General features: G+C 68.5%; 10 protein-coding genes and 1 tRNA gene. 10 read left to right on the top strand and 1 reads right to left on the bottom strand.

The window, feature by feature from the left end:
* Window positions 1-45 precede the first annotated feature (45 nt).
* From ACZ4Z4_RS07835 to ACZ4Z4_RS07810, 6 genes are all read left to right on the top strand, one after another.
* Window positions 46-609, top strand: coding sequence for a helix-turn-helix domain-containing protein (locus tag ACZ4Z4_RS07835; RefSeq protein ID WP_468323710.1), 564 nt, complete (start codon window positions 46-48; stop codon window positions 607-609).
* 32 nt (window positions 610-641) lie between these two features.
* Entirely contained in the window at window positions 642-1,208 is a 567-nt protein-coding gene (locus tag ACZ4Z4_RS07830; RefSeq protein ID WP_468324177.1) for a GNAT family N-acetyltransferase, read from the top strand.
* 132 nt (window positions 1,209-1,340) lie between these two features.
* Complete coding sequence (locus ACZ4Z4_RS07825; protein ID WP_468323706.1) at window positions 1,341-2,360, top strand: alpha/beta fold hydrolase; 1,020 nt, start codon at window positions 1,341-1,343, stop codon at window positions 2,358-2,360.
* A gap of 76 nt (window positions 2,361-2,436) precedes the next feature.
* A complete protein-coding gene (locus ACZ4Z4_RS07820) occupies window positions 2,437-2,817 on the top strand; it encodes an MmcQ/YjbR family DNA-binding protein (RefSeq protein ID WP_468323703.1) in 381 nt (126 codons plus the stop codon).
* A 204-nt stretch (window positions 2,818-3,021) separates the two neighbouring features.
* Entirely contained in the window at window positions 3,022-4,299 is a 1,278-nt protein-coding gene (locus ACZ4Z4_RS07815; protein WP_468324175.1) for an MFS transporter, read from the top strand.
* A 156-nt stretch (window positions 4,300-4,455) separates the two neighbouring features.
* Window positions 4,456-4,529 (top strand) — tRNA-Pro (locus tag ACZ4Z4_RS07810).
* A 185-nt stretch (window positions 4,530-4,714) separates the two neighbouring features.
* Here ACZ4Z4_RS07810 and ACZ4Z4_RS07805 read toward each other — a convergent pair.
* Entirely contained in the window at window positions 4,715-8,245 is a 3,531-nt protein-coding gene (locus ACZ4Z4_RS07805; protein ID WP_468323700.1) for a DEAD/DEAH box helicase, read from the bottom strand.
* A 485-nt stretch (window positions 8,246-8,730) separates the two neighbouring features.
* Here ACZ4Z4_RS07805 and ACZ4Z4_RS07800 point away from each other — a divergent pair, with 485 nt between their 5' ends.
* The 4 genes from ACZ4Z4_RS07800 to ACZ4Z4_RS07785 all read left to right on the top strand — a co-directional run bounded on the left by ACZ4Z4_RS07800 (window position 8,731) and on the right by ACZ4Z4_RS07785 (window position 20,531).
* Window positions 8,731-10,506: a CBS domain-containing protein gene (locus tag ACZ4Z4_RS07800; RefSeq protein ID WP_468323697.1), complete on the top strand. Its 1,776-nt coding sequence runs from the start codon at window positions 8,731-8,733 to the stop codon at window positions 10,504-10,506.
* A 223-nt stretch (window positions 10,507-10,729) separates the two neighbouring features.
* Window positions 10,730-11,842: a serine/threonine-protein kinase gene (locus tag ACZ4Z4_RS07795; protein WP_468323695.1), complete on the top strand. Its 1,113-nt coding sequence runs from the start codon at window positions 10,730-10,732 to the stop codon at window positions 11,840-11,842.
* A 116-nt stretch (window positions 11,843-11,958) separates the two neighbouring features.
* Window positions 11,959-15,078 (top strand): SNF2-related protein, encoded by a 3,120-nt coding sequence (locus ACZ4Z4_RS07790; RefSeq protein ID WP_468323692.1) that lies wholly within the window; start codon window positions 11,959-11,961, stop codon window positions 15,076-15,078.
* The gene (locus tag ACZ4Z4_RS07785) at window positions 15,075-20,531 is read left to right on the top strand and encodes a DNA methyltransferase family protein (protein ID WP_468323689.1); all 5,457 of its coding nucleotides are present in this window, start codon (window positions 15,075-15,077) and stop codon (window positions 20,529-20,531) included. The genes ACZ4Z4_RS07790 and ACZ4Z4_RS07785 overlap by 4 nt, the downstream gene beginning before the upstream one ends.
* The last annotated feature ends 19 nt before the right edge of the window (window positions 20,532-20,550 follow it).

Here is a 20,550-nt window from a genome sequence, read left to right as displayed (position 1 = left end):
GGCCCACAGTTGTCGGCGTCCCACATACGGGATAACGTGCCAGATATGGAACGCGACGGAGTCGACGCGCGCCTCGCCGCCCGACTGGCCGAGCTGCGCGCGGAACGTGGCTGGTCCCTGGGCGAGTTGGCGGAGCTGAGCGGGATCAGCCGCTCCACCCTGTCCCGTGCCGAGCGCGCGGAGATCAGCCCCACGGCGGCCCTCCTGAACCGCCTGTGTGCCGTCTACGAACGGACCATGTCCCAGCTCCTCAGCGAGGTCGAGGCGGAGCCCGCCCAGCTGGTCCGCGCCGTCGACCAGGCGGTCTGGGCCGACGACGAGGCGGGCTTCATGCGCTGGTCCGTCTCGCCGCCCAGCACCGGAATGCGCGCCGAACTGGTCGAGGGCCGTTTGCAGCCGGGCGCCGACATCGCCTACGACCGGCCGCCCGTCCCCGGCCTGGAGCAGCACATCTGGGTGCTCGAAGGCTCCCTGGAAGTCACCTTGCAAGGCGAGGCGCACACCCTGCGCGTGGGCGACTGCCTGCGCTACCGCCTCTGGGGCGCGTCGCGCTTCCGCTGCCGGGGCGAGGAGGCCGTGCGGTACGCACTCGTGGTGGTGAAGCCGTGACGACGACGGCCACCACCACGGAAACGCATCCCATACGCCTCGACGCCGCCGCCCTCCTCGACGCCTCCGACGATCTGGCGGAGCTGCTGGTCGAGACGGTACGGGGCGGCTCCTCGCTCGGCTTCCTCGCGGACCTGGACCGGGCCACCGCGGCCGCCTGGTGGCGCGGTCTCGCCCCGTCGGTCGCGGACGGCACCCTCGCTGTCTGGGTAGTCCGCGCCGAGGTGCACGGCACGCGGCGTGTCGCGGGCACGGTCGGCGTCGCCTTCACCGATAAGCCCAACGGCCGCCACCGCGCCGAGATCACCAAACTGATGGTGCACCCCGCCGCGCGCGGCCAGGGCCTCGCGCGCGCCCTCCTGGACGCCGCGGAGCTCGTGGCGGCGGACGCGGGTGTGACCCTGCTCGTCCTGGACATCGAGACCGGCAGCCCCGCCGAGACCGTCTACAGGAAGGCCGGCTGGACCGTGGCCGGGACCATCCCCGACTACGCGGCGGACCCGACAGGAACCCTCCACGCGACAACCCTCTTCTACAAGCGGCTCGCCGCCGCCGACCACGTCGACGCCGAGCCCGAGGGCGCGGCGCGTGCCGACTGATGACCGTCGGTGCCGGCTCACGGAACCCCGCCGGCCTGTCGGGTTCGGAACCACATCGGCCCGCATGACGCCCCGCGCGCGGGAAAGGCTGCCCCGAAGAGAACCAACCGCACCCCCAGGGAGCCCGCCGCGATGTCCGACCGAGCCGAAGACACGACTGCCCCCGCCGCGACGCCCGACCGGGCGGAGGGCGCCCCCGCCCCCGCCGCGTACACCGCAGGACTGTTGAACGCGGCGGACGGCGTGCCCGTCGCCACGTACACCTGGCTGCCCGCCGACGGCAGGCCGCGCGCGTACGTGCAGATCGCGCACGGCGCCGCCGAACACGCCCTGCGCTACGACCGCTTCGCCCGCCATCTGACCGCGCACGGCTACGGCGTGGTCGCCTCCGACCACCGCGGCCACGGTGCCACCGCGCAGGCCACGGGCGGCTACGGAGTGACGTCCGCCGGGGCGGCGGGCCCGGAGGACGCCGACAGCTGGCGCGCGATCGTCGACGACCTCAAGGCCATCGGCGACCAGGTGCGCACACTGCACCCCGGCACACCGTTCTTCCTCCTGGGGCACAGTCTCGGCTCGCTCCTCGCACGGGACTACGCCCAGGAGTACGCAGACGGCCTCGCCGGCGTGATCCTCTCGGGTACGTTCCGCTCGCTGCCCGGCGCCGAGATCGAAGGCTCGATCGCACGCCTGGAACGCGAGATCGCCGAACGCGGCCGCGCCGCCCTGTCCTCGTACGTCCCCGAACTCTTCGCCTCGTTCAACGACCCGTACACCCACCGCACCGGCTGCGAGTGGCTGTCGCGGGACGAGGCCGAGGTCGACGCGTATGTGGCGGACGAGCGTTGCGGTTTCGCCTTCTCGGCGGGGCTCTCGCTGGACTGGGTGCGCGCCGTACGCAAGATCAACGATCCGCGCAACATCGCGCGCGTGCCCACCGATCTGCCGATCCACATCGCGGTCGGCGAACAGGACCCCTGCAACCAGCGGATGACGCTGGTCCACGAACTCCTGGAGGACTACCGCTACGCGGGCATCGAGGACCTGACGTGGAAGGGCTACCCCGACGCACGCCACGAGATCCTCAACGAGACCAACCGGGACGAGGTCCAGGAGGACCTGACGGCTTGGCTGGACAAGCGGGTCCTCTGAGGGGGCCACCGGGAGGCGCCGGGCGAGGGCCGACGGCCGAGAGGTGACTGTCAGTGGTCTTGGTTACGGTTCTGGCATGTCGAAGTCCAGATCCCGTGCCCGCGTCACCTCCGAGGACGTGCGCCGTATCGCCCTGTCCTTGCCGGAGACGGTGGAGAAGGTCGCGTGGAGCATGCCCACGTTCCGTGTGGCGGGAAAGATGTTCGTGACGGTTCCCGACGACGAGACGTCCTTCGCCGTGCGCTGCCCGAAGGTCGAGCGCGACGAGCTGGTTCTCGCGGAGCCGGACAAGTTCTGGGTCGCCGCCCACGAGGCGGGCTCGGCGTGGGTCCGGGTGCGCCTCGCGGCCCTGGACGCCGACGAGCTCAGGGACATCCTGGCCGACTCCTGGCGCCAGGCAGCACCGCCCCGACTCCTGGAAGCACACCCGGAGTTGGGGGTGGTCTCCACGGGGTGAATATATAGAGAGCGCTGTCTGCGCCCCGTGGCATGATCCCCTCGTCGTCGCAGGGGAGGGGTGGGGAGCGTGCCGTCGGTTTCGGCTTCGGCTTCGGGTTCGGGTTCGGGGACGCAAGGGGAGGGCGCCAGGGAACCCGACTGCGGCGGCTACGACGACGACGGCGGCAGGGCCTGGGCCGACCGGTCCGAGGCGGACGGGGGCATCTGGTCGCGGGGCTTCGGCCTGTTCTTCGCGGCCCGCGCCGTGGCCAAGCTCGGGGACACCATGCTGCCGGTCGCCCTCGCCGCAGGGCTGCTGCGGCACGGACACGGCGCGGGGGCGGTCGGCCTGGCGATGGCCGCGACGACCGTCTGCTTCGCGGGTCTGGTGATCTTCGGCGGGGTCTTCGCCGACCGGTTCAGCACCCGCCTGCTGATGATCGCCGCCGACCTCGTCAGGTTCGGCACCCAGGCGCTCGCGGCGGCCCTCTTCGTCACGGGCCACGTCGTCCTCTGGCAGATCTGCGCGATCGGCGCGGTCAACGGCGCGGCCGCCGCCCTCTTCCAGCCCGGCGTGGCCAGCACGGTCCCGCGCCTCGCGGCCGACGTGCAGAAGGCCAACGGCGCGATACGGGTGGCCGAGTCCACCGCGTCCCTCGTGGGCCCGGCCGCCGCCGGCGTCCTGGTCGGCCTCGCGTCCCCCGGAGCGGTCTTCGCCGCCCACGCGGGAACGTACGGCCTGAGTGCCCTCTGCCTCCTCCTGCTCCGCCTGCCACCGGCACGCCCCGGCTCGCAGCCGCCCAGCATGGGCTTCCGCGCCGACCTCGTACAGGGTTGCCGCGAGTTCCGGGCCCGCACCTGGCTGTGGGGCGTCATAGCGATCTTCAGCGTGCTGATGATCACGACCACGGGCCCCACGGTGCCGCTGGTGGCGACGCTCGTCGTCCAGGAGCACGGCTCCGGCTCGTACGGCCTGGTGAACTCGGCCCTCGGCGCGGGCACCGTCCTCGGCGGCCTCCTCGCCCTGCGGCTGCGCCCCCGCCGCATGCTCCGCGCCGGAACCTTCGCACTGATCGCCTACAGCGCCTTCCCGACGGCGGTCGGTGTCCAACTGGGCGTTCCCCTGATGACGGCGGGCGCGGCCGTCGCGGGCGCCGGCCTCTCCTTCTGGGGCGTGATGTGGGCGACGAGCGTCCAGACCCAGGTCCCGCCGGACGTCCTCAACCGCATCCACGCCTACGACGTCGCGGGCTCTCTCGCCATGCTGCCGGTCGGCCAGGCCCTCGCGGGCCCGGCGGCGACCGCGTTCGGCGCGGAGACGGTCCTGATCACGGGCGGGGTGATGACGCTCGTGGTGTGCGCCGCCCTGTTCTCCGTCCCGCCAATCCGAGCCCTGGTCCGAGCGGACGGGACCGCGATGCCGGCACCGCACCCAACCAATCGAACAACCGAACGAAAGCCCGTAACGCCCGCCGAGTCCTCCCGGCGCCGAGAGCCGTGATCCGGGTCACGCCCCAGTCACCCCAGCAGCGACGCCAAGCGCCACCCGCCCTCCGGGGCGGCCCGCACCCCGGAAAGGGGTGAGCGATCACCGGTCAGAGTGCGGTATTGTTTCGGTGCACGTTCGGCCGGGGGAAACCCCAGGTCACACGGGCAACGGGACGTGGCGCAGCTTGGTAGCGCACTTGACTGGGGGTCAAGGGGTCGCAGGTTCAAATCCTGTCGTCCCGACGGAAACGTCGTAGGTAGGGGCCATCTTCGGATGGCCCCTACTTGGTGTTTGGGAGCAAATCTGTAAGCAGAGAGCAGCTCCCCGGGAGCTTGTCGCTCCCACCTCCGAATGGCTGTCGTTGGGACGTGTTCCCACCTGACTGCGCAACAAGGGCCAGGCGTCTTGCACAGGACTGAACGGCAGGTCACCGCAGCCAGTCGGCCGCGTTGGCGTGGTGGAGCAGCGGATGCGCGGCCAGGTTCGCGAAGTAGCGGTGGCGTTGCCAGGTGTTGCGGTCGCCGATGACGATCAGACGGCGGCGGGCGCGGGTGACGGCGACGTTGAGCAAGTTGGGGCTCCGGGTGGCCCACTGCCGAGAGCCGGCCGCGTTCGCGGCTGTGCCGAGCACGAGCACGACGATATCCGCCTCCTTGCCCTGTGTCGTGTGGACCGTGCCCACACGCCCCTTGGGCAGGCGCGAGTCCGTCGAGCGGCCCATCGTCGTGGCGATCTCGCGAAAAGGGCTGACGACGAACACTGACTCCCCGAGACGCCGACGGACCTCAGCGGACGTGATCCCTCCCCCGTCCGCGGTGATGCGACGCTCCACCAGATGGAGTGTTTCGTCCAGGCAGCGTCCTTCCTCGGGATTCCACTTACCTCCCGTCGCCGACGACGGAACATGCAGCCAGACGCTGCGGGTGAGGGGCACGCCGTCATCTGCCCGCTCGTTCACGCCGTACACCATCATCCCGTCGTAGGCGATGGCATTGCTGACGTCGAACATCAGCTGGTCGCACCGGCGGTGGACTCGAAGCGGCGACCCGACCCACACCGGGCCCTCCTCTTCCCCGCCCAGCCAAGTTCCGTACGGTGTCTGCCGGTCGGCGAGGCTCTGTACCGAACTTGCTCCCGGCATCCATTGCTCGTCGACGCCGAAGTGGCGGCACAGACGCTTCTGTCCGGTGAGCGGCAGAGGCACGACCGGCTCCAGCTGCAGGGGGTCGCCGACGACGACCGCACGTTGGCTGCGCCACAGCGCTCCCACGGCCTGCTGTGGGGCAGCCTGTCCCGCTTCGTCGATCAGCAGCCAGCCGATGGACTCGCGGCCGAGACCGGCGAACATCCGGCTCAGCGAAGCGAAGGTGGTGGACACCACCGGCACGACGAGGAACAGCATCTGCCACGCCGCCAGGACCGTCTTGGCGGGCAGGCCCGGCGGAGCAGCACCCTTGATCACCTCCATCGCGGCGAACAGGTTCTCCTGGACGGTCTTCGCGGCCCCGGCGATCAGCGCCTGATGCAGGTCGAGAGCGGCGAGGAACAGCTGAGTGCGGGCCGAGGCGAATTCCGGGTCCATCCATGGCGCTGACAGCTCCCGCGCCTCCATTGCCTCCCGGTCCCCCGGATCGGCCAGCCACTCCGCGCCCGGGAAGGCGGCTCCCCACCGCTCCCGAGCCCGTTCCAGCTCGCGCCGCTCCGCCTCGAGCCGTGTGAATCGTGCGCGAATTTGCTGTTCGCCGGCCGCGATGTCTGACTCGGCCTGCTCAAGCAGGCGCAGCGTGCGGCGGGCTCCCCGCCGCAGTTCATCGGTTGCGGCGGTGCATTGCTGGAGCCGTTGGCGCTCGCCGAGCAGTCTGCGCTCGCACTGACCGCGGGCCCGTTCCGCCTGCCTCCACAGTGCGTCCGCTTCGCCGAGCTGGGTTACGAACGGTGCTCGCTGAGCGTTCCATCGATCCACGGCTCCTCGCCTCAGGGCACGGCGCACAAGGCCCGGGCGGGGGTGGCGGCGATCCTGCTCGTGCAGCATGGCCTCTGACTGCTCCATGGCCGAGGCCGCACGTCCGACGTCCTGTGCCGCGACTCGGCAGGCGTCCTCGGCCCGCTCCACTCGGCGCCGTTGCTCCTCGGCCTGTCCGAACGCGGCCTCGGACGCCGAGCGCCGCCGCGCGTACTGGTCCTGGAGGTCCGCCAACGAACGGCGAAAGTCCGCTACGCCCGACCGCAGTGACTCCAGCAGCGGGTCGGGCTGTGCCAGGCGCTGGGCCAGATCAGCCAGGCGGGATCGCTCCCGCGCCAGCTCGTCGACCTTGGCCCGTGCCGCACGGAACCGGGCGACGGCCTCGTCCCAGGAGAGTGCGCTCAGCGGCGTCTCACCCGGGACTGCGGAGTCGGCACGCCCGGACTTGATGTGGTCGGAGAGGAGCTGCCGCAGGCCGCGTGGAGGGACGCCGCCGTCCACGCCCTGGGGGCGACGGCTCTTCGGCTGACCCCACCAGAACGCCTCGACGAAGTCGGAGCGTAGCTGCCGTTTACCCAGGCAGGCGGCAACCGCACCCCAGGCGGAAGTGGAGTCGAGCAACAGGTCGGCCGGTTCCCGGAGGTAGGAAGCCTGGTCCCGCCAACTGGGGCCGACCGACTTCAGGGCAGGGATCTCCAGTGTCACGTTCTGCACGGCGCCGTTGTTCGACGAGGCGATCACCACCTCGAAACCGGTGAGTGCCTCGATCAACGGCTGGATCTTGCGGCGCTTCCTCCTCCCGCTCACGGGGTCTGTCTCCCAGGACAACGCGTCGCGGTGAAAGGCCTTGTGCGGAGTGGCCAGCTCGGCGAGTCTTTCCGCGCGGCGCACTACGATCGCGGCGACCAGGTCCCGCAGCATCGTCGTCTTCCCGGTCCCCGGCGGGCCGTTCACCGCGTACAGGCCCGCCGAATCCGCAGCTCCCAGCCGGTCCATGATCTGGTTGACGGCGAACTGCTGACTGAGTGCGAGTGGTTGTTCCGTCTCGGCAGGCCAACGGCCCGCGGGCGATCGGTCGGGTCGTACCCCGTCGAGGACGTCGTGGAGTCCCGTGCGCACATCCACGCGTGCGGATGGGTCGACAGCTTCTTCGGGCGTGAGGTAGCTGACGAGCGCCGGTCCGGCGTCGCCCCGTGCGACGGCGTCGGCGACCTGGGCCAGATCGTCGGCGAAGAAGCTGTTCATGATCGCGTCGCCGCCTGATTCGTCAGCCCGGTCCTCCCGCACCTGCTGACTCTTGATGCGGATCGAGTCGGGTTCCAGCGCGTCACCCACACCGAGTTCCTGCGTGACCCAACGGGTGACGGCGACAAGGTCGTGAATGTCCAGGCACTTGTCACCAACCCCGGCCGGAGACTCGGTCCGGTTCCGGTCTTCCTCATCACCAGCGTCGTCGCCATTGGCGTCGTCTGCCCGCGCGCCCTGCCCGACTCGGTCGAGCAGGGCGCCGCCGACCTCTTCGGCGACCTTCGCGGCCACCGCACCCGCGACTGGCCCGAGTCCGAGTCCCGCCGCGGCGATCCCGGCCGCACCACCGATGCCGCCCTCGATTGCCACTGTTACAAGAGACGACATGAGGCCGGCGACGGGACGGCCCGACGGCCCCCTCACGCCCTCGGTATCGCTGAGAGGTCCTGGTTGGCCGGGCACTGAAACCGGCCGCACCGTGATGCGCCCGTCCGCCGTATCCAGCAATGTACCGACGAGCGCTCGCTCACTGTCTTCGAAGCCCTCGAGCCACTGCTTGTCCTGCGGGCCGGGGGAAAGCGTACGGCTCACGGCCCAGGCGCAGGACGACAACGTCACGCTGTCCTTGATGAGCTGCCCGTCCTGGTTGACGGTGAAGCTGAGGAGAGCGCTCTGCCCCGATACCCGGCCATCGAAGTCGGTCTCCTCGTCCAGTGAACGGAAGGTCTCCATCAGAACGTCACGCATACGCGAGATGTCGAAGACACCCGCGTACACGGTGTGCTGCCATACGCAACCGGAACGCAGGCGCCTGGAGGACAAAGGTGAACCAGGCTCCCATGCGAGCGGCCTGCCCGGGGTGACGGCGAAGACTCCCTGGGCGGGAGCGACGCGGTCCACCGTCGGAGGGCTGAAGTACTCCGATGCCCGCCACATGCGCAGAATCTGCGAACGGCGTGCGCGTTCGTCGGCCGACAGTCGAGCATCCGCCAGTGCATGTGCTATGCCCGGCCGTCCTCCAGAACTCACTGCGCCCCTCCCTCGCCACCCTGCCGAGTGCTGACGGCATGCCATGTCAACTGTGCAAGGAAGGTTAGCGGTGTTGATCCCTCCGGACGTGCGGGCACCCGGCTCGCGACCGTTGCCGGGGCAGCAAGAGAGTTGTCGGGATCGCTACTGCGGTATCGCCTTGCCAACAGGCGTCGGAAGCCGCAAAGATCTGACGCACAATCATGATCGATACGGGGTGGGGCATGCGGGCATGGGTGGTCAGAGCGGGACGGCACGGAGAGCGTGAGGCGGAAGCGCTGGGCCGTGGGCTGGCCATCGCTGGCTGGCCAGGTACCGCAGACCTTTCCAACAGCGCCGGTCGCAGCGCGATACGCCATGTCGTTGATGCCGCCTACCCGGATGAGAACGCGTATACCCGTGGTAACTGGACGGGGCAATTATTCCGCTTCCGGCACGAGATGGCTGTGGGCGACCTCGTCGTACTACCTCGAGTCAACGCCGTGTACGCGATCGGGACGGTGACCGGTGAGTACGCATTCCGGCCCGACGAGCCGGATGGGATGCGGCATGTGCGTCGCGTCGACTGGAAGATCCGGGAGCTGGCGCGCGACACCTTCCGACCGGATCTGTTGCAGTCCCTCGGGTCCTTGCAGACCGTCTTCGAATTGCGCCGTTACGATGCGGCAAGGCGTCTCGCGGAGGTGGTCCAAGGTAATGCCGACCCTGGCAGGCCGGACGACGGAGAGCCCGGCGGGAGCCTGGTCGCCCGACGCCAGCTATTCGAGCAGGTAGGGGACGAGGACCGTCAAGCGGCTGAACCCACCCGGCTCACGGTTCGCAAGCTCCTGGAGCTGTGGGATGCGGAGCGGCGCTCCCCGGCTGTCGTGGCGCGGATTCAGCGCGACCTCGATGACGCGGGCCTGCTGTCGATTCCCCCCTTCACGGAAGGCACGCTCGACAGTGTCATCGCCGTGGTGGCGGCAGGCGAAGAGCCGGTCCTGGACGGAGCCACCCTGCTGACGCGGCTTGCCCGTGCCGAGGCGGTGGGAGAGCCTACCGGTGCGCCGCCCTCCGGAGAGAAGACGCCGGAGGCTCGTGACATGTCCGGTGTGGTCCAGCGGGTCGTCGGAGCGACGCGCACGGATCTTCCGCGGCAGCGAGGGGACGATGCCGACCGAGGCGCGGGGGTGATTCCGGCAGGAGCGCCGGCTCTCGATGCGGACGAGGCCGACGGGGCGGATGCGGACAGGAGCATGGGGCATCCATCCGTCGCGTATCTCATCGGCAACCTTCCCTCGGCAAACACCGCCGTCGACTTCGTCACGCCCGCGGACACCCTGGCGAACGCGCAAACACGGATGATGCTGAAGGAGTTCAGTCAGCTGCCCGTCCTTGACGACAACGGCCGGCTGCTCGGCGCTGTCAGCTGGACATCCATCGGCGGCGCGCTGATGTTCAGCCCCGACGCGACCCTCGCCGATGCCACCGTCGCCGCTCCGGAAGTCCCTGCGACCGAGCATCTCCTCGACTGCATCGGTCTGATTGAGAAGCACGGTTTCGTACTGGTCAGGAACGACGCGCACCGGGTATGCGGGATCGTCACTCCGTCCGACATCGCCGGTGAGTTCCGCACTCGCGTCAGCCCGTTCGTTCTGATCGAAGAGGTCGAGCAGCGACTCCGGCGGATCGTCGACCGGTGTGTCGGTATCGAGCATGTCCGTGCGTGCATCGCGCAGACGAACAAGAAGAAGGCGTCCCTGGCCGAAGACGCCTCGGCGCTTACCCTGGGCAACTACCCCTACCTCTTCAGGGACCCGGCCGCCTGGGAGCACGCTGGACTCCCTCTCGACCAGAAACACTTCACTGGCGCGCTCGAGCAATGCGCAGAGCTGCGTAATGACCTGATGCACTTCAGTCCGGATCCGCTCGGTCAGGCACAGATCACCTTCCTCAACGGTCTGCTCAGTCTGCTGCGGAAGCTGGACGCGGCAGGATGAAGCGTATTTCTATGGCGCGACCTTGGGCACCGGAAACCGGCGCGGGGCGCAAGTGCCGGACGTTGCTGCCGAGTTGTCGAGGCTGCTCCCGGCTGCCGAGTGTTGATCAGTATGCTGACGTTGTGATGTGTCCATGCTTCCTGCCTGAGTCCGCTGCCAGTCCCAAGGTGAGCACGTATGGGCAGGCGGAGGTCGCATCGTCCGGGCCGGTGGGGGGTGTCAGGTGAGCGGTCTGAGTCATCCGGAGCGGATCGGGCCGTACGCCGTCGAGCGCAGTCTCGGCGCCGGCGGGATGGGAGAGGTCTACCTCGCGTATTCCGTGGCGGGTGACCCGGTCGCGGTGAAGGTGATCCGGCCCGAGCGCACGAACGCACACAGCCGGGCACGTTTCGAACGAGAAGCGGCCATTGCGCGCACCCTGACCGGCACGGGGCGGGTCGCTCGCTTCATCGACGCCGACCCGACCGCCGACCTGCCCTGGCTGGCCACGGACTACATCCCCGGCCGCTCCGTGTACGACACCGTGAACCACGGCGGGCCGCTGCCTGAACCGCACGTGGCCAGCCTGGGCGCGCTCCTGGCCGAAGGACTGGCCGCCGTGCACGCCGTGGGCCTGGTGCATCGCGACCTCACGGCCAAGAACGTCATGATGGGTGACTTCGGCCCGGTGATCATCGACTTCGGGCTAGGTGCCTTCGTCGGGGCGGAGAAGGGCTCGATGTCCCAGGACGGCACCATCCTGGGCACGGTGGCCTACATCCCACCCGAGCAAGCCCTCGGCGTGACCGATGTGACACCGGCGGCCGACGTCTACGGCCTGGGCACGGTGCTGCTCTACGCGGCCACCGGCCACGCCCCGTACAGCGGAGCATCGTGGCCCGCCGTCGCCGCCCAGGTGGCCAACCCTGAGGTAGCGCCCGACCTTTCAGGACTGCCCGAGGAGCTGGCCGCCGTCATCACATCAATGTTGGCCCACCAGCCGGGCGACCGCCCCTCCCTCGTACACGTGACGCGTCAGTGCGCCGACCTCCTGCATCGCATGGGGACGAGCCCGGCCCGTGCCCGCCGCTCCTTGATCGAGCAGACGACGCCCAAGGACCATCCGACGATGGTGCTGCCGCAGCCCGACGCCCACATGCTTGACCGCCTGGATGAGCTGGACCGACAGCTGCGCGAGGAGTCGGAGCCGGAGCCGGAGCCGCCCGCGGCGGAGGAACCGGCTGTCTCAGTCCAGGAGCCCCCGAGCAGAGGGCGGCCTCCGGCCTCCCGCCGGGTCGCCGGTGAGCTTCGCGACCGCTATGCGGCGCGCCGCGAGCTGGCTTGGTCGAGCCGCTGACACGACTGTGACCTCACGGCGCCTGCCGTCCGGCGCAGCTCAGCGGTACAGATGAGTACGGCATCACCAGCGAGCGTCATATCCGACGCGTACGAACAGCTTCAGAGGAGTAGTACGTGACCACGGCGAAGCAGCCAGAGATGCCCGAAATACGCGACGCCGCCCCAGTGGCCTCGCGAGGCACGAAGGCGGCGTTCGCTCCCGGCGCACAGGTGCGCGTTCGTGACGAGCAGTGGTTGGTCAAGTCCGTCGATGAGTCCCGCGACGGGTTGATGCTCGAGGTCAGCGGGGTTTCCCCGTTCGTACGCGGCACCGATGCGGTGTTCTACGAGGGCCTCGACCAGATCGACGTCCTCGACCCGCGGCGCACCCGGCTTGTCCCCGATGACACCTCCAGGCACGTCAAGGCGCGCCTCTATCTGGAGGCGGTCATCCGCAAGACCGCTCTCCCGCAGACCGAGCACGGTCTGGCGCTGTCCGGCTCGCACCTCATGGACCGGCAGGAGCACCAGCTGCGCCCCGCTGAGCTGGCGCTCTCCATGCACAACCCGCAGCCCCGCCTACTGATCGCCGACGTGGTGGGCCTCGGCAAGACCCTTGAAATCGGCATCATCCTGGCCGAGTTGCTCCGGCGAGGCCGTGGCGAGCGCATCCTTGTCATCACCCCCGCGCACGTCCTCGAACAGTTCCAGCGCGAGCTGTGGACCCGCTTCTCGCTGCCCCTCGTACGGCTCGACTCCACCGGCATCCAGCGCATTCAGCAGGAGATCCCGGCCGGGCGGAATCCCTTCGCGCACTTCAAGCGGGTCATCGTCTCCGTCGACACGCTCAAGTCGGCCACGTACGCGCACCACCTGGAGAACATCTCCTGGGACGCGGTGGTCATCGACGAGTCGCACAACCTCGTCAACAAGGGCACCCGCAACAACCGCCTCGCCCGCCGCCTGGCCGAGCGCACCGACGCGCTGATCCTGGCCTCCGCGACCCCGCACAACGGCGACGCGGAGTCCTTCGCCGAACTGATCGGCATGCTCGACCCGGCCGCGATCGCCGACCCGAAGAACTACAAGGTCGCCGACCTCGACCACCTCTACATCCGGCGCACGAAGACCGATCGCGAGGTGCGCGACGGTCTCAAGGACAAGCCGTGGGCCGAGCGCGGCCCCTCGCTCCCGGTCCCGGCACAGGCGTCCCCCAAGGAGGTTGTCGTCCTGGAGAAGCTCGCCGCCGAGTGGACGCCGGGCGAGACGGGCCGGTCCTCGGTGTGCGCCGACCCGCTGGTGGCCTACAACTTCCTCAAGGCCTTCCTTTCCTCGCACAAGGCCCTGCAGAAGTCTGTCACCAACCGCCGCGCTTACCTGGACGACCCCAAGCGAGATCTCGATTCCGAAGAACGCCGTGCCGCGCTTGCCATCGAACGAACCGCGTTGAATGAGCTCGATGCTCTGCTCGCCGACTTAACCGACGCCGACTCCGCCAAACTCGACGCCCTCTTACGCACCCTGAAGGACCTTGGCGTCGGCCCGCGCTCCGAGCGACGCGTCGTCGTCTTCTCGGAGCGGATCGCCACCTTGACCTGGCTCGCCCAGGAGGTACCCGCCCGACTCGGCTTCAGGCAGAAGGCCTCCGACGCCGATGAGTCCCGCCCCTGGAAGGCATATGGTGGCAGCGTCGAGGTCATGCACGGCGATACGACCAACGACCAACAGCAGCGCGAGATCATCGACCGCTTCGGCCGTGCCGACGAACCCGTACGCCTGCTCTTCACCGGCGACATCGCCTCCGAGGGTGTCAACCTGCACCACCAGTGCCATGACCTGATTCATTACGATTTGCCCTGGTCCTTGATCCGCATCGAGCAGCGCAACGGTCGCATCGACCGCTACGGGCAGGCCATCAGCCCCGAGTTCCGCGCCCTCACCCTCACCGCCGACGTGCCTTGGCGGCGCGACGAGGAGACCGGCGAGCAGCTCACCCTCGATGACCGGCTCGTCGGCACCCGCCTGCTGCGCCGCGAGGCTCAGGCGCACGAGATCGAGAGCGGTGAGGGCAGCGCGGAGGCCATCACTGGCCTGTACGACGACAAGAAGGAAGAAGATCGCCTCACCCGCGATCTGATCAGGGGCGGCACGGTCGACCGTTCCATCAAGCAGTCCCGGGAGAGTGCCGGCGGCGTGCTCGCCGACCTCCTGGCCAATGCCAACGCCCGTCTCAGCGATCCCACGGTGGCTCAGGCGGTCAGCGTCACGTCCCCGGTGCGCGAGGCCGACGTACCGCACGTCTTCGCCGACACCCGGACCTACTTTCACGCCGCGATGGACCTGATCTATCCGGAGGCCGAGCGTGAGGCTCTGAACTGGCGTCCGGAGACTGCGGGCGGCCGCATCGAGTTCACGCCGCCCGACGACCTGCAGTATCGATTCCGCGAGCTGCCCAAGTCGTACCTGTTACAGGAGAAGATCCTCACCACACCGCGCTACGACGGCACCCTGAAGATCACCTTCGACAGGGAATACGCCGCCCAGCGCTTGGAGGCGGCCCGCAACGCCAAACAGAGCAAGGGCGACGAGCCCACCTCGCAGTGGCCCAACGTCAGCTACGTCAGTGACATCCACCCCGTCCTGGACTGGGTGACGGACAAGGTCCTCGCGAAGCTCAAGTACGACGAGGCGTTCGTCCTCGCCTACCGGCCCGACTTGGCCAAAGCCGCGATCATCGATCCCGGCCTTCCGGCCGCCCTGACCGGGCCGGTCTTCCTCCTCCAAGGCGTTCACTCCAACGCGGCGGGCCGCCCGACGGTCGTCGAATGGATGGCCGTCACAGGACTCGCCGAAGACAACCCTCGCGTGTGGCGCATGGACTCGGTGTTCTTGGCCGCCTGCGGTGTCGGCCCCGAGATGCCGGGCCGTGACAAGCCCGTCGCGCCCGAACTCCTGCAGTCGCTGGTATCCCCGGCCGTCGACGCGGCCGAGGCGTACCTGCGCGAGCGCCGCGCCGACTACGACCGGCAGGTCGACGCATACCTCGCCCCGTACGAGGACAAGGTGCGCGACTGGGAACAGGACGCCCTCTTCGCGGTCGGCACCAGCAGGCAGAAGCAGGAGGTTTCCGAGACCGCCGAGCGGCGTCGTGATCTCGTACGACGCCTGCGTACCGCGGGGGACCCGATGCTGCGGGTCCTCGGTGTACTTGAACCTCTTCACCCGGCCGCGCACCGCGAGGAGTCCGCCCGATGAGCTACACCTACGACTCCTTCGCCAACCGCGGTGAATACCTGGCAGCCCACTACTTCAGCGAGGAGTTGGAGAACACCCTCAAACGCAGCAAGGCGGGTGAGGAGGGGCTGTTCAGTCTCTGGACGAACCGCGAGACCGACCCGCACGACTCCCGGCACACCCCGCGCGAACTGCTGCCGAAGCTGCGCGGCGAGTACACCGCCACCATACGGCCACAACTCGCGGGCGCGGGGGAGGACCTCAACGGTGAGTGGGCCGAGCGGATCGCCGCCTGGCACACGGACGTCCTCACGGCCCTGGGGTACGGGGAGCCGACCGGCCGAACGCTCACCGTGCACAACGCCGGCAGGGAGCACGAGCTCCAAGTCGCCTGGCACGGTGATGGCATCGTCGCCCTCGACTGCGGCTGGACCGGCAGCCTTGACGACGCCCTCGATGCCGACGGGCCGGGGGCGGTCCTGCACCCGCTCAAGACCGCCGAGGGCACGCTCAAGGCAGGGGAGAAGCTGGCCGGCTGGCTGTTCCAGAGCGAACTGCACGAGGCGGGCGGCGAGCCGCCGCGCATCGTGCTCCTGCTGTGCGGCGGAGTCCTTGTGCTCGCCGACCGCACGGCCTGGGCCGAAGGCCGCTACATCGCCGCGAGCCTGGACGCGGCCCTGGCCCGCAACGACACCTCGAAGTCCGGGGAGCTCGCACTGCTCGCCGCGCTCTTCTCCCACGACATGCTCGCCCCGCGCGCGGACGGCAAGGGCCGCCGCATCGACGACCTCCTCAAGGCGTCTCGCGACAACGCCGTCGGTGTCAACTCCGAGCTGCGCAAGGGACTGCAACGCTCCGTGGAAATCATCGCCAACGAGGTGCTGGAGCGCCTTCGCGAGGCAAGCGTCGAGCCCATCGACATCGAGGACCCGCAGCAGGGTCCCTTCGCCAAGCAGCTCACCCGCGAGTCACTGCGCTACCTCTACCGCATCCTCTTCCTGCTGTATGCCGAGGCCCGACCTGAGCTCGGCATCCTGCCGTCCGACGACGCGACGTACGAGGCGGGCTACTCGGTCGCCCGGCTGAGGGAGCTGGTGGCGCGTGAGCGCAAGCTGGTCGAGGAGGAGACCCGGGGCGGCTTCCACCTGTACGCGTCGCTCGACGTCCTCTTCAACAAGGTCAACTTCGGCCACCGTCCGCACGGCACCGAGCGTGATGATCACCTGGGCGCCGGTGAGCGCAGTGAGCTTCGCGGGCTGCGCTTCGAGGCGCTGCGCAGCGAACTCTTCGACCCGAAGGCCATCACGCTCATCGGCCGCAACGTCCTCCACCCCGAGTGCGACGAGGAGACACAGCCGCAGTGGCTCGACCTGCGGCTGCGCAACGAGGCCCTGCACCAGGTACTGCGCCTGCTCACCATGAAGGAAGCGGGAGCGAAGGGCCGGCAGGGCGGCTTCATCTCGTACCGGAATCTAGGAATCAACCAACTCGGTGCGGTGTACGAGGGGTTGATGTCCTACACCGGCAGGATCGCGGACGAGGAGCTCGCCGAGGTCGCCAAGCCGGGCAACAAGATCGGCGGCAAGCAATACGGAGACCCAGAGAAGGGCTCGTGGCTCATCCCCGCACACCGGCTGAGCGACTACCCGGAGAACACGCACGTCGTGTACTCCGCGCAGGACGCCGAGCAGTACGGTCTGCGCGGTCCGAAGAAGTACGGCAAGGGCAGGTTCGTCTACCGGCTGGCGGGACGCGATCGCGAGACGTCCGCGTCGTACTACACGCCCGAATCCTTGACCGAGGTCACGGTCGAGCTCGCGCTCAAGCACCGCATCACAGACGAGACGCGGGCGAGCGACCTGTTGAAATTCACGATCTGCGAGCCGGCGCTCGGGTCGGGCGCGTTCCTCAACGAGGCCATCAACCAGGTCGCCGAGGAGTATCTGAAGCGGCGGCAGGAAGAGCTGGGCGTCAGCCTGGACACGTCGAAGGCGCTGGACGCGAAGCAGAAGGTCAAGGCGTACATCGCGCTGCACAATGCGTACGGGATCGACCTGAACTCGACCGGCGTCGAGCTGGCCGAGGTGTCCCTGTGGCTGAACACCATGCACCCCGGCATGCGTGCCCCGTGGTTCGGGCTGCACCTGCGGCGCGGCAACTCGTTGGTCGGGGCACGGCGATGGGTGTACACGGCCGACCGCATCAAGAAGGAGCGGACGATCGGCGCGGTGGCGCCCGACAAGCTGCTGTTCCGGGCAGAGGGCACCGGTGAAGAACAGCCCCTTCCGGAAGGGGCGGTGCACCAGTTCCTGCTGCCAACCCCTGGGTGGGGAGCGGTCGCCGGTGCGAGCGGTGACGCCAAGAAGCTGGTGGAGCAACTCGCGGACGAGCAGGTGCGCCGGCTGAAGGCGTGGAAGAAACGTCTCCAGAGCAAGCCGAAGGCGACGGGTGGAAAGAGCGGCCAGCTCGGGCGGCTCCAAGCGGCCGCACGACGGGTGGAATTCCTGTGGGAGCTTGTCGCCAAGCGCATGGAGCTCAGCGAGCGCGAGATCGCCCGGACCATCGAGGTGTGGGGAGCGGACCGTGCGGAGGACGCGGAGGAGTATGCGTTCTTGCGCCGTGACAAGGGAAGCGCTGGGGATAACGATCTGCCACTGACCAAGGAACAGGTCTTCAGCGACCTGTTCGAGGCGGAGGGTTCGCCGTACTGGCGCCTCAAACACGTCATGGACGCGTGGTGCGCGCTGTGGTTCTGGCCGTTGGACAAGGTCGGGCTGCTGGATGGAACGGACGGGGAGTACGAGACGACTCCGGTCGTGTCCATGGACGCTCTGCTGTCGGCCGGAGTCGTCGGCGAGGTCGGAACGGCGCCACAGGAGGAACCCGAACCGCGTTTCGTCGAGAACGGGCTGCTGTTCGCCCTCGAAGGCGATCAGATGTCCTTCGACGAAAATGCAAGTGACGGAGACCTGTTCGAGAAGCAAGAGATCAAGAAAAAGCGGATCACTGCGGCTGGGGCCAAGAAGCGCGGAGCCCCGACCCGACGCCGCGACATCGTGCCGCTGGCCGGCCTCGATGACTGGCTCGACTTCCTCGAATCCATGCTCGGCACCAAGGATGTGGAGCAGGACACCATCGTGTCGTCCGTCGAATCCCTCGAGGAGCTGAAGGACCTTGAGGACCTGATCCAGACTCAGCCCGAGATGGACATGGACGATGCCCGAAAGGCGGTCGAGAGTCGCTACCCATGGATGCGCGTCGTGCGCGACATCGCGAAGGAGCAAGGTTTCCTGCACTGGGAGCTGGACTTCGCGGGCGTGTTCGCGAGTGACGCGGGTGGCTTCGACCTTCAGGTGGGAAATCCGCCGTGGGTGCGGCCGCGTTGGAACGAGTCCCTGGTACTGGCGGAGCACGAGCCGTGGTTCGAGCTGGAGGAGCGCGCCTCCACGTCGGTGAAGGTGGAGCGCCGCGATGAGCTGCTGAAGACGTCGGCTGTGGCCGCGTACGTGCTGGGCGAGATCACGGACAACGTCGGACAGGTCGCGTTCTACGGGGCGCCGCAGGTGTATCCGCTACTGGAAGGCACGCAGCCCGATCTTTATCGAGCCTTCATGTGCCAGGTATGGGACCACGCTTCGGTTCGCGGTACGACGGGGTTCCTGCACTCGGACACGCACTTCACCGGGGACAAGGAGGGCGCGCTGCGGGGGGCGGCGTATCGGCGGCTGCGGATCCACGGGGATTTCGTGAACGCCGGTCAGCGGTTCTTCCCTCTCCCCGTGGGCCACTCGACGCACTTCGGCGTGAATGTCTACGGTCCCCCTCAGGAGATCGACTTCCGCCACCTGTCCTGGCTTGTCTCGACCGACGCCCTGCGCTTGTCGGAGAACCACGACGGTTCGGGAGACGCTCCGGGAATTCGTTACCAGAACGGGGAGTTCGACGAGCGCCCGCACAGGACGCGCGTCGTGCACGTCAACAGGGAGCTGCTGACGGTTTGGCAGCGGCTCTTCGGTGACACGGGTCTGGTGGAGGAAGCACGGCTGTTGTTTCCGGTGAGCACGGCTGAAGCGTCCGCTATTGAGGCCCTGGCGAACTATCCGCTGCGTCTCGCAGATTTCCAGCCGCAGATCACGCGCGGCTATGACGAGAGCGGCGCCAAGAAGGACCGCCTGATCGACTACAACCGTCCGGACCCGAAGACGGGCGGGCCGTACGAACCCGATCGCTGGCGTCATGTGATCCTTAAGGGCACGCAGATCAGTGTCGCCACGCCGGTCTTCAAGCGGCATGACGCCAACTCCAACGCGCCCTTCGGCGCCGACCTGGTCTCGCTGCCTTCGGACTTCGTACCGGACACGGAGTACGTGCGGGTTCCGGGACGTACGCAGGAGTACCTCAAGGCGCAGGACCGGTGGATCGACCACGGGACGCTCGAACGGCTTCGGGCGAGCGACAAGGCTGTGGCGCGTGCGCGGGTTCAGGTTGCGGAGACAATGGGGGTGGCCTCGGAGGAGGCCGATCCGGAGAAGGTGGATGCGCTACTCTCGGCGCGGGCGAGGAGGCCTTACACGGCGTTCCGGCGCGTTGCCTGGCGAAGGATGATCGCTCCAAACACTGAGCGAGCTCTCTTCGCTGCTCTGATTCCGCCTGGCGCTGCGCATGTGCACGTTGTGAACTCCATGGCAATGAGCACTGATCGGCATACGACACTTGTGGCCGGTTTTTGGTCGTCGCTTCCGTCTGACTACTTTCTTCGCATCACAGGACGCAGCGACTTGCTCGGCCGGAGTGCTCGGGCGATGCCAGCTCCGACCATTAACGCTGGTCACCCCCTCGCCCCCGCCCTCCTCCTCCGCACCCTCCGCCTGAACTGCCTCACCACCGCCTACGCTGACCTCTGGCAGGAGCTCTACGACCCAACCTGGTCTGCGTACGAACCGTGGGCGCTCAACTGGCCAAGCATGGACACAGATCTCCACGCCGTGACGCCGACCTGGCAGCGCGACACCCCCTTGCGCACCGAGTACGCCCGCCGCGCCGCACTCGTTGAGATCGACGCCCTGGTCGCGGTCTGGCTCGGCATGGATGCGGACGCCCTGATCGCCGCGTACAAGGGGAGATTCCCCGTGCTCCAGAAGTACGAGGCGGCAAGCTGGTTCGACGCCGAGGGGTGGAAGCTGGCGAGCAACGCCCGAACCATCGGTCAGCGTCAGACCAAGGAGACCTGGACTCAATTCGAGGCCTACCGTGAAGCAGTCGGTGAGCCGTCTCCCGCAGGTGTGCTCCCCGCCGACCCTGCCACCCCGCTCTCCGAGTCCGCCCCCGTCCCCGACGGCTACACCGCCCCCTTCTACAAGGCCAACCGCGAGCGCGAAATGCGTGAGGCCCATGCCTACTTCACCCAGCGCCTTGACGAGGCCACCGCCAAGGGTCTGTGGGACCCCATCAAGATGGAGGTTCCGAAGCCGTGAGGCCGACGCTCGAAGCACA

The sequence above is a fragment of the Streptomyces sp. NPDC030245 genome (assembly GCF_055572995.1).
The sequence above is the reverse complement of the archived record's forward strand: the minus strand, read 5'-3'. Positions and strand labels throughout refer to the sequence as shown.

What these genes read in the sequence shown, in the direction of transcription:
- ACZ4Z4_RS07800 (WP_468323697.1), top strand. Translation starts at nt 8,731, where the DNA reads ATGATCGATACGGGGTGGGGCATGCGGGCATGGGTGGTCAGAGCGGGA.
- ACZ4Z4_RS07835 (WP_468323710.1), top strand. Translation starts at nt 46, where the DNA reads ATGGAACGCGACGGAGTCGACGCGCGCCTCGCCGCCCGACTGGCCGAG.
- ACZ4Z4_RS07820 (WP_468323703.1), top strand. Translation starts at nt 2,437, where the DNA reads ATGTCGAAGTCCAGATCCCGTGCCCGCGTCACCTCCGAGGACGTGCGC.
- ACZ4Z4_RS07785 (WP_468323689.1), top strand. Translation starts at nt 15,075, where the DNA reads ATGAGCTACACCTACGACTCCTTCGCCAACCGCGGTGAATACCTGGCA.
- ACZ4Z4_RS07825 (WP_468323706.1), top strand. Translation starts at nt 1,341, where the DNA reads ATGTCCGACCGAGCCGAAGACACGACTGCCCCCGCCGCGACGCCCGAC.
- ACZ4Z4_RS07805 (WP_468323700.1), bottom strand. Translation starts at nt 8,245, where the DNA reads ATGCGTGACGTTCTGATGGAGACCTTCCGTTCACTGGACGAGGAGACC.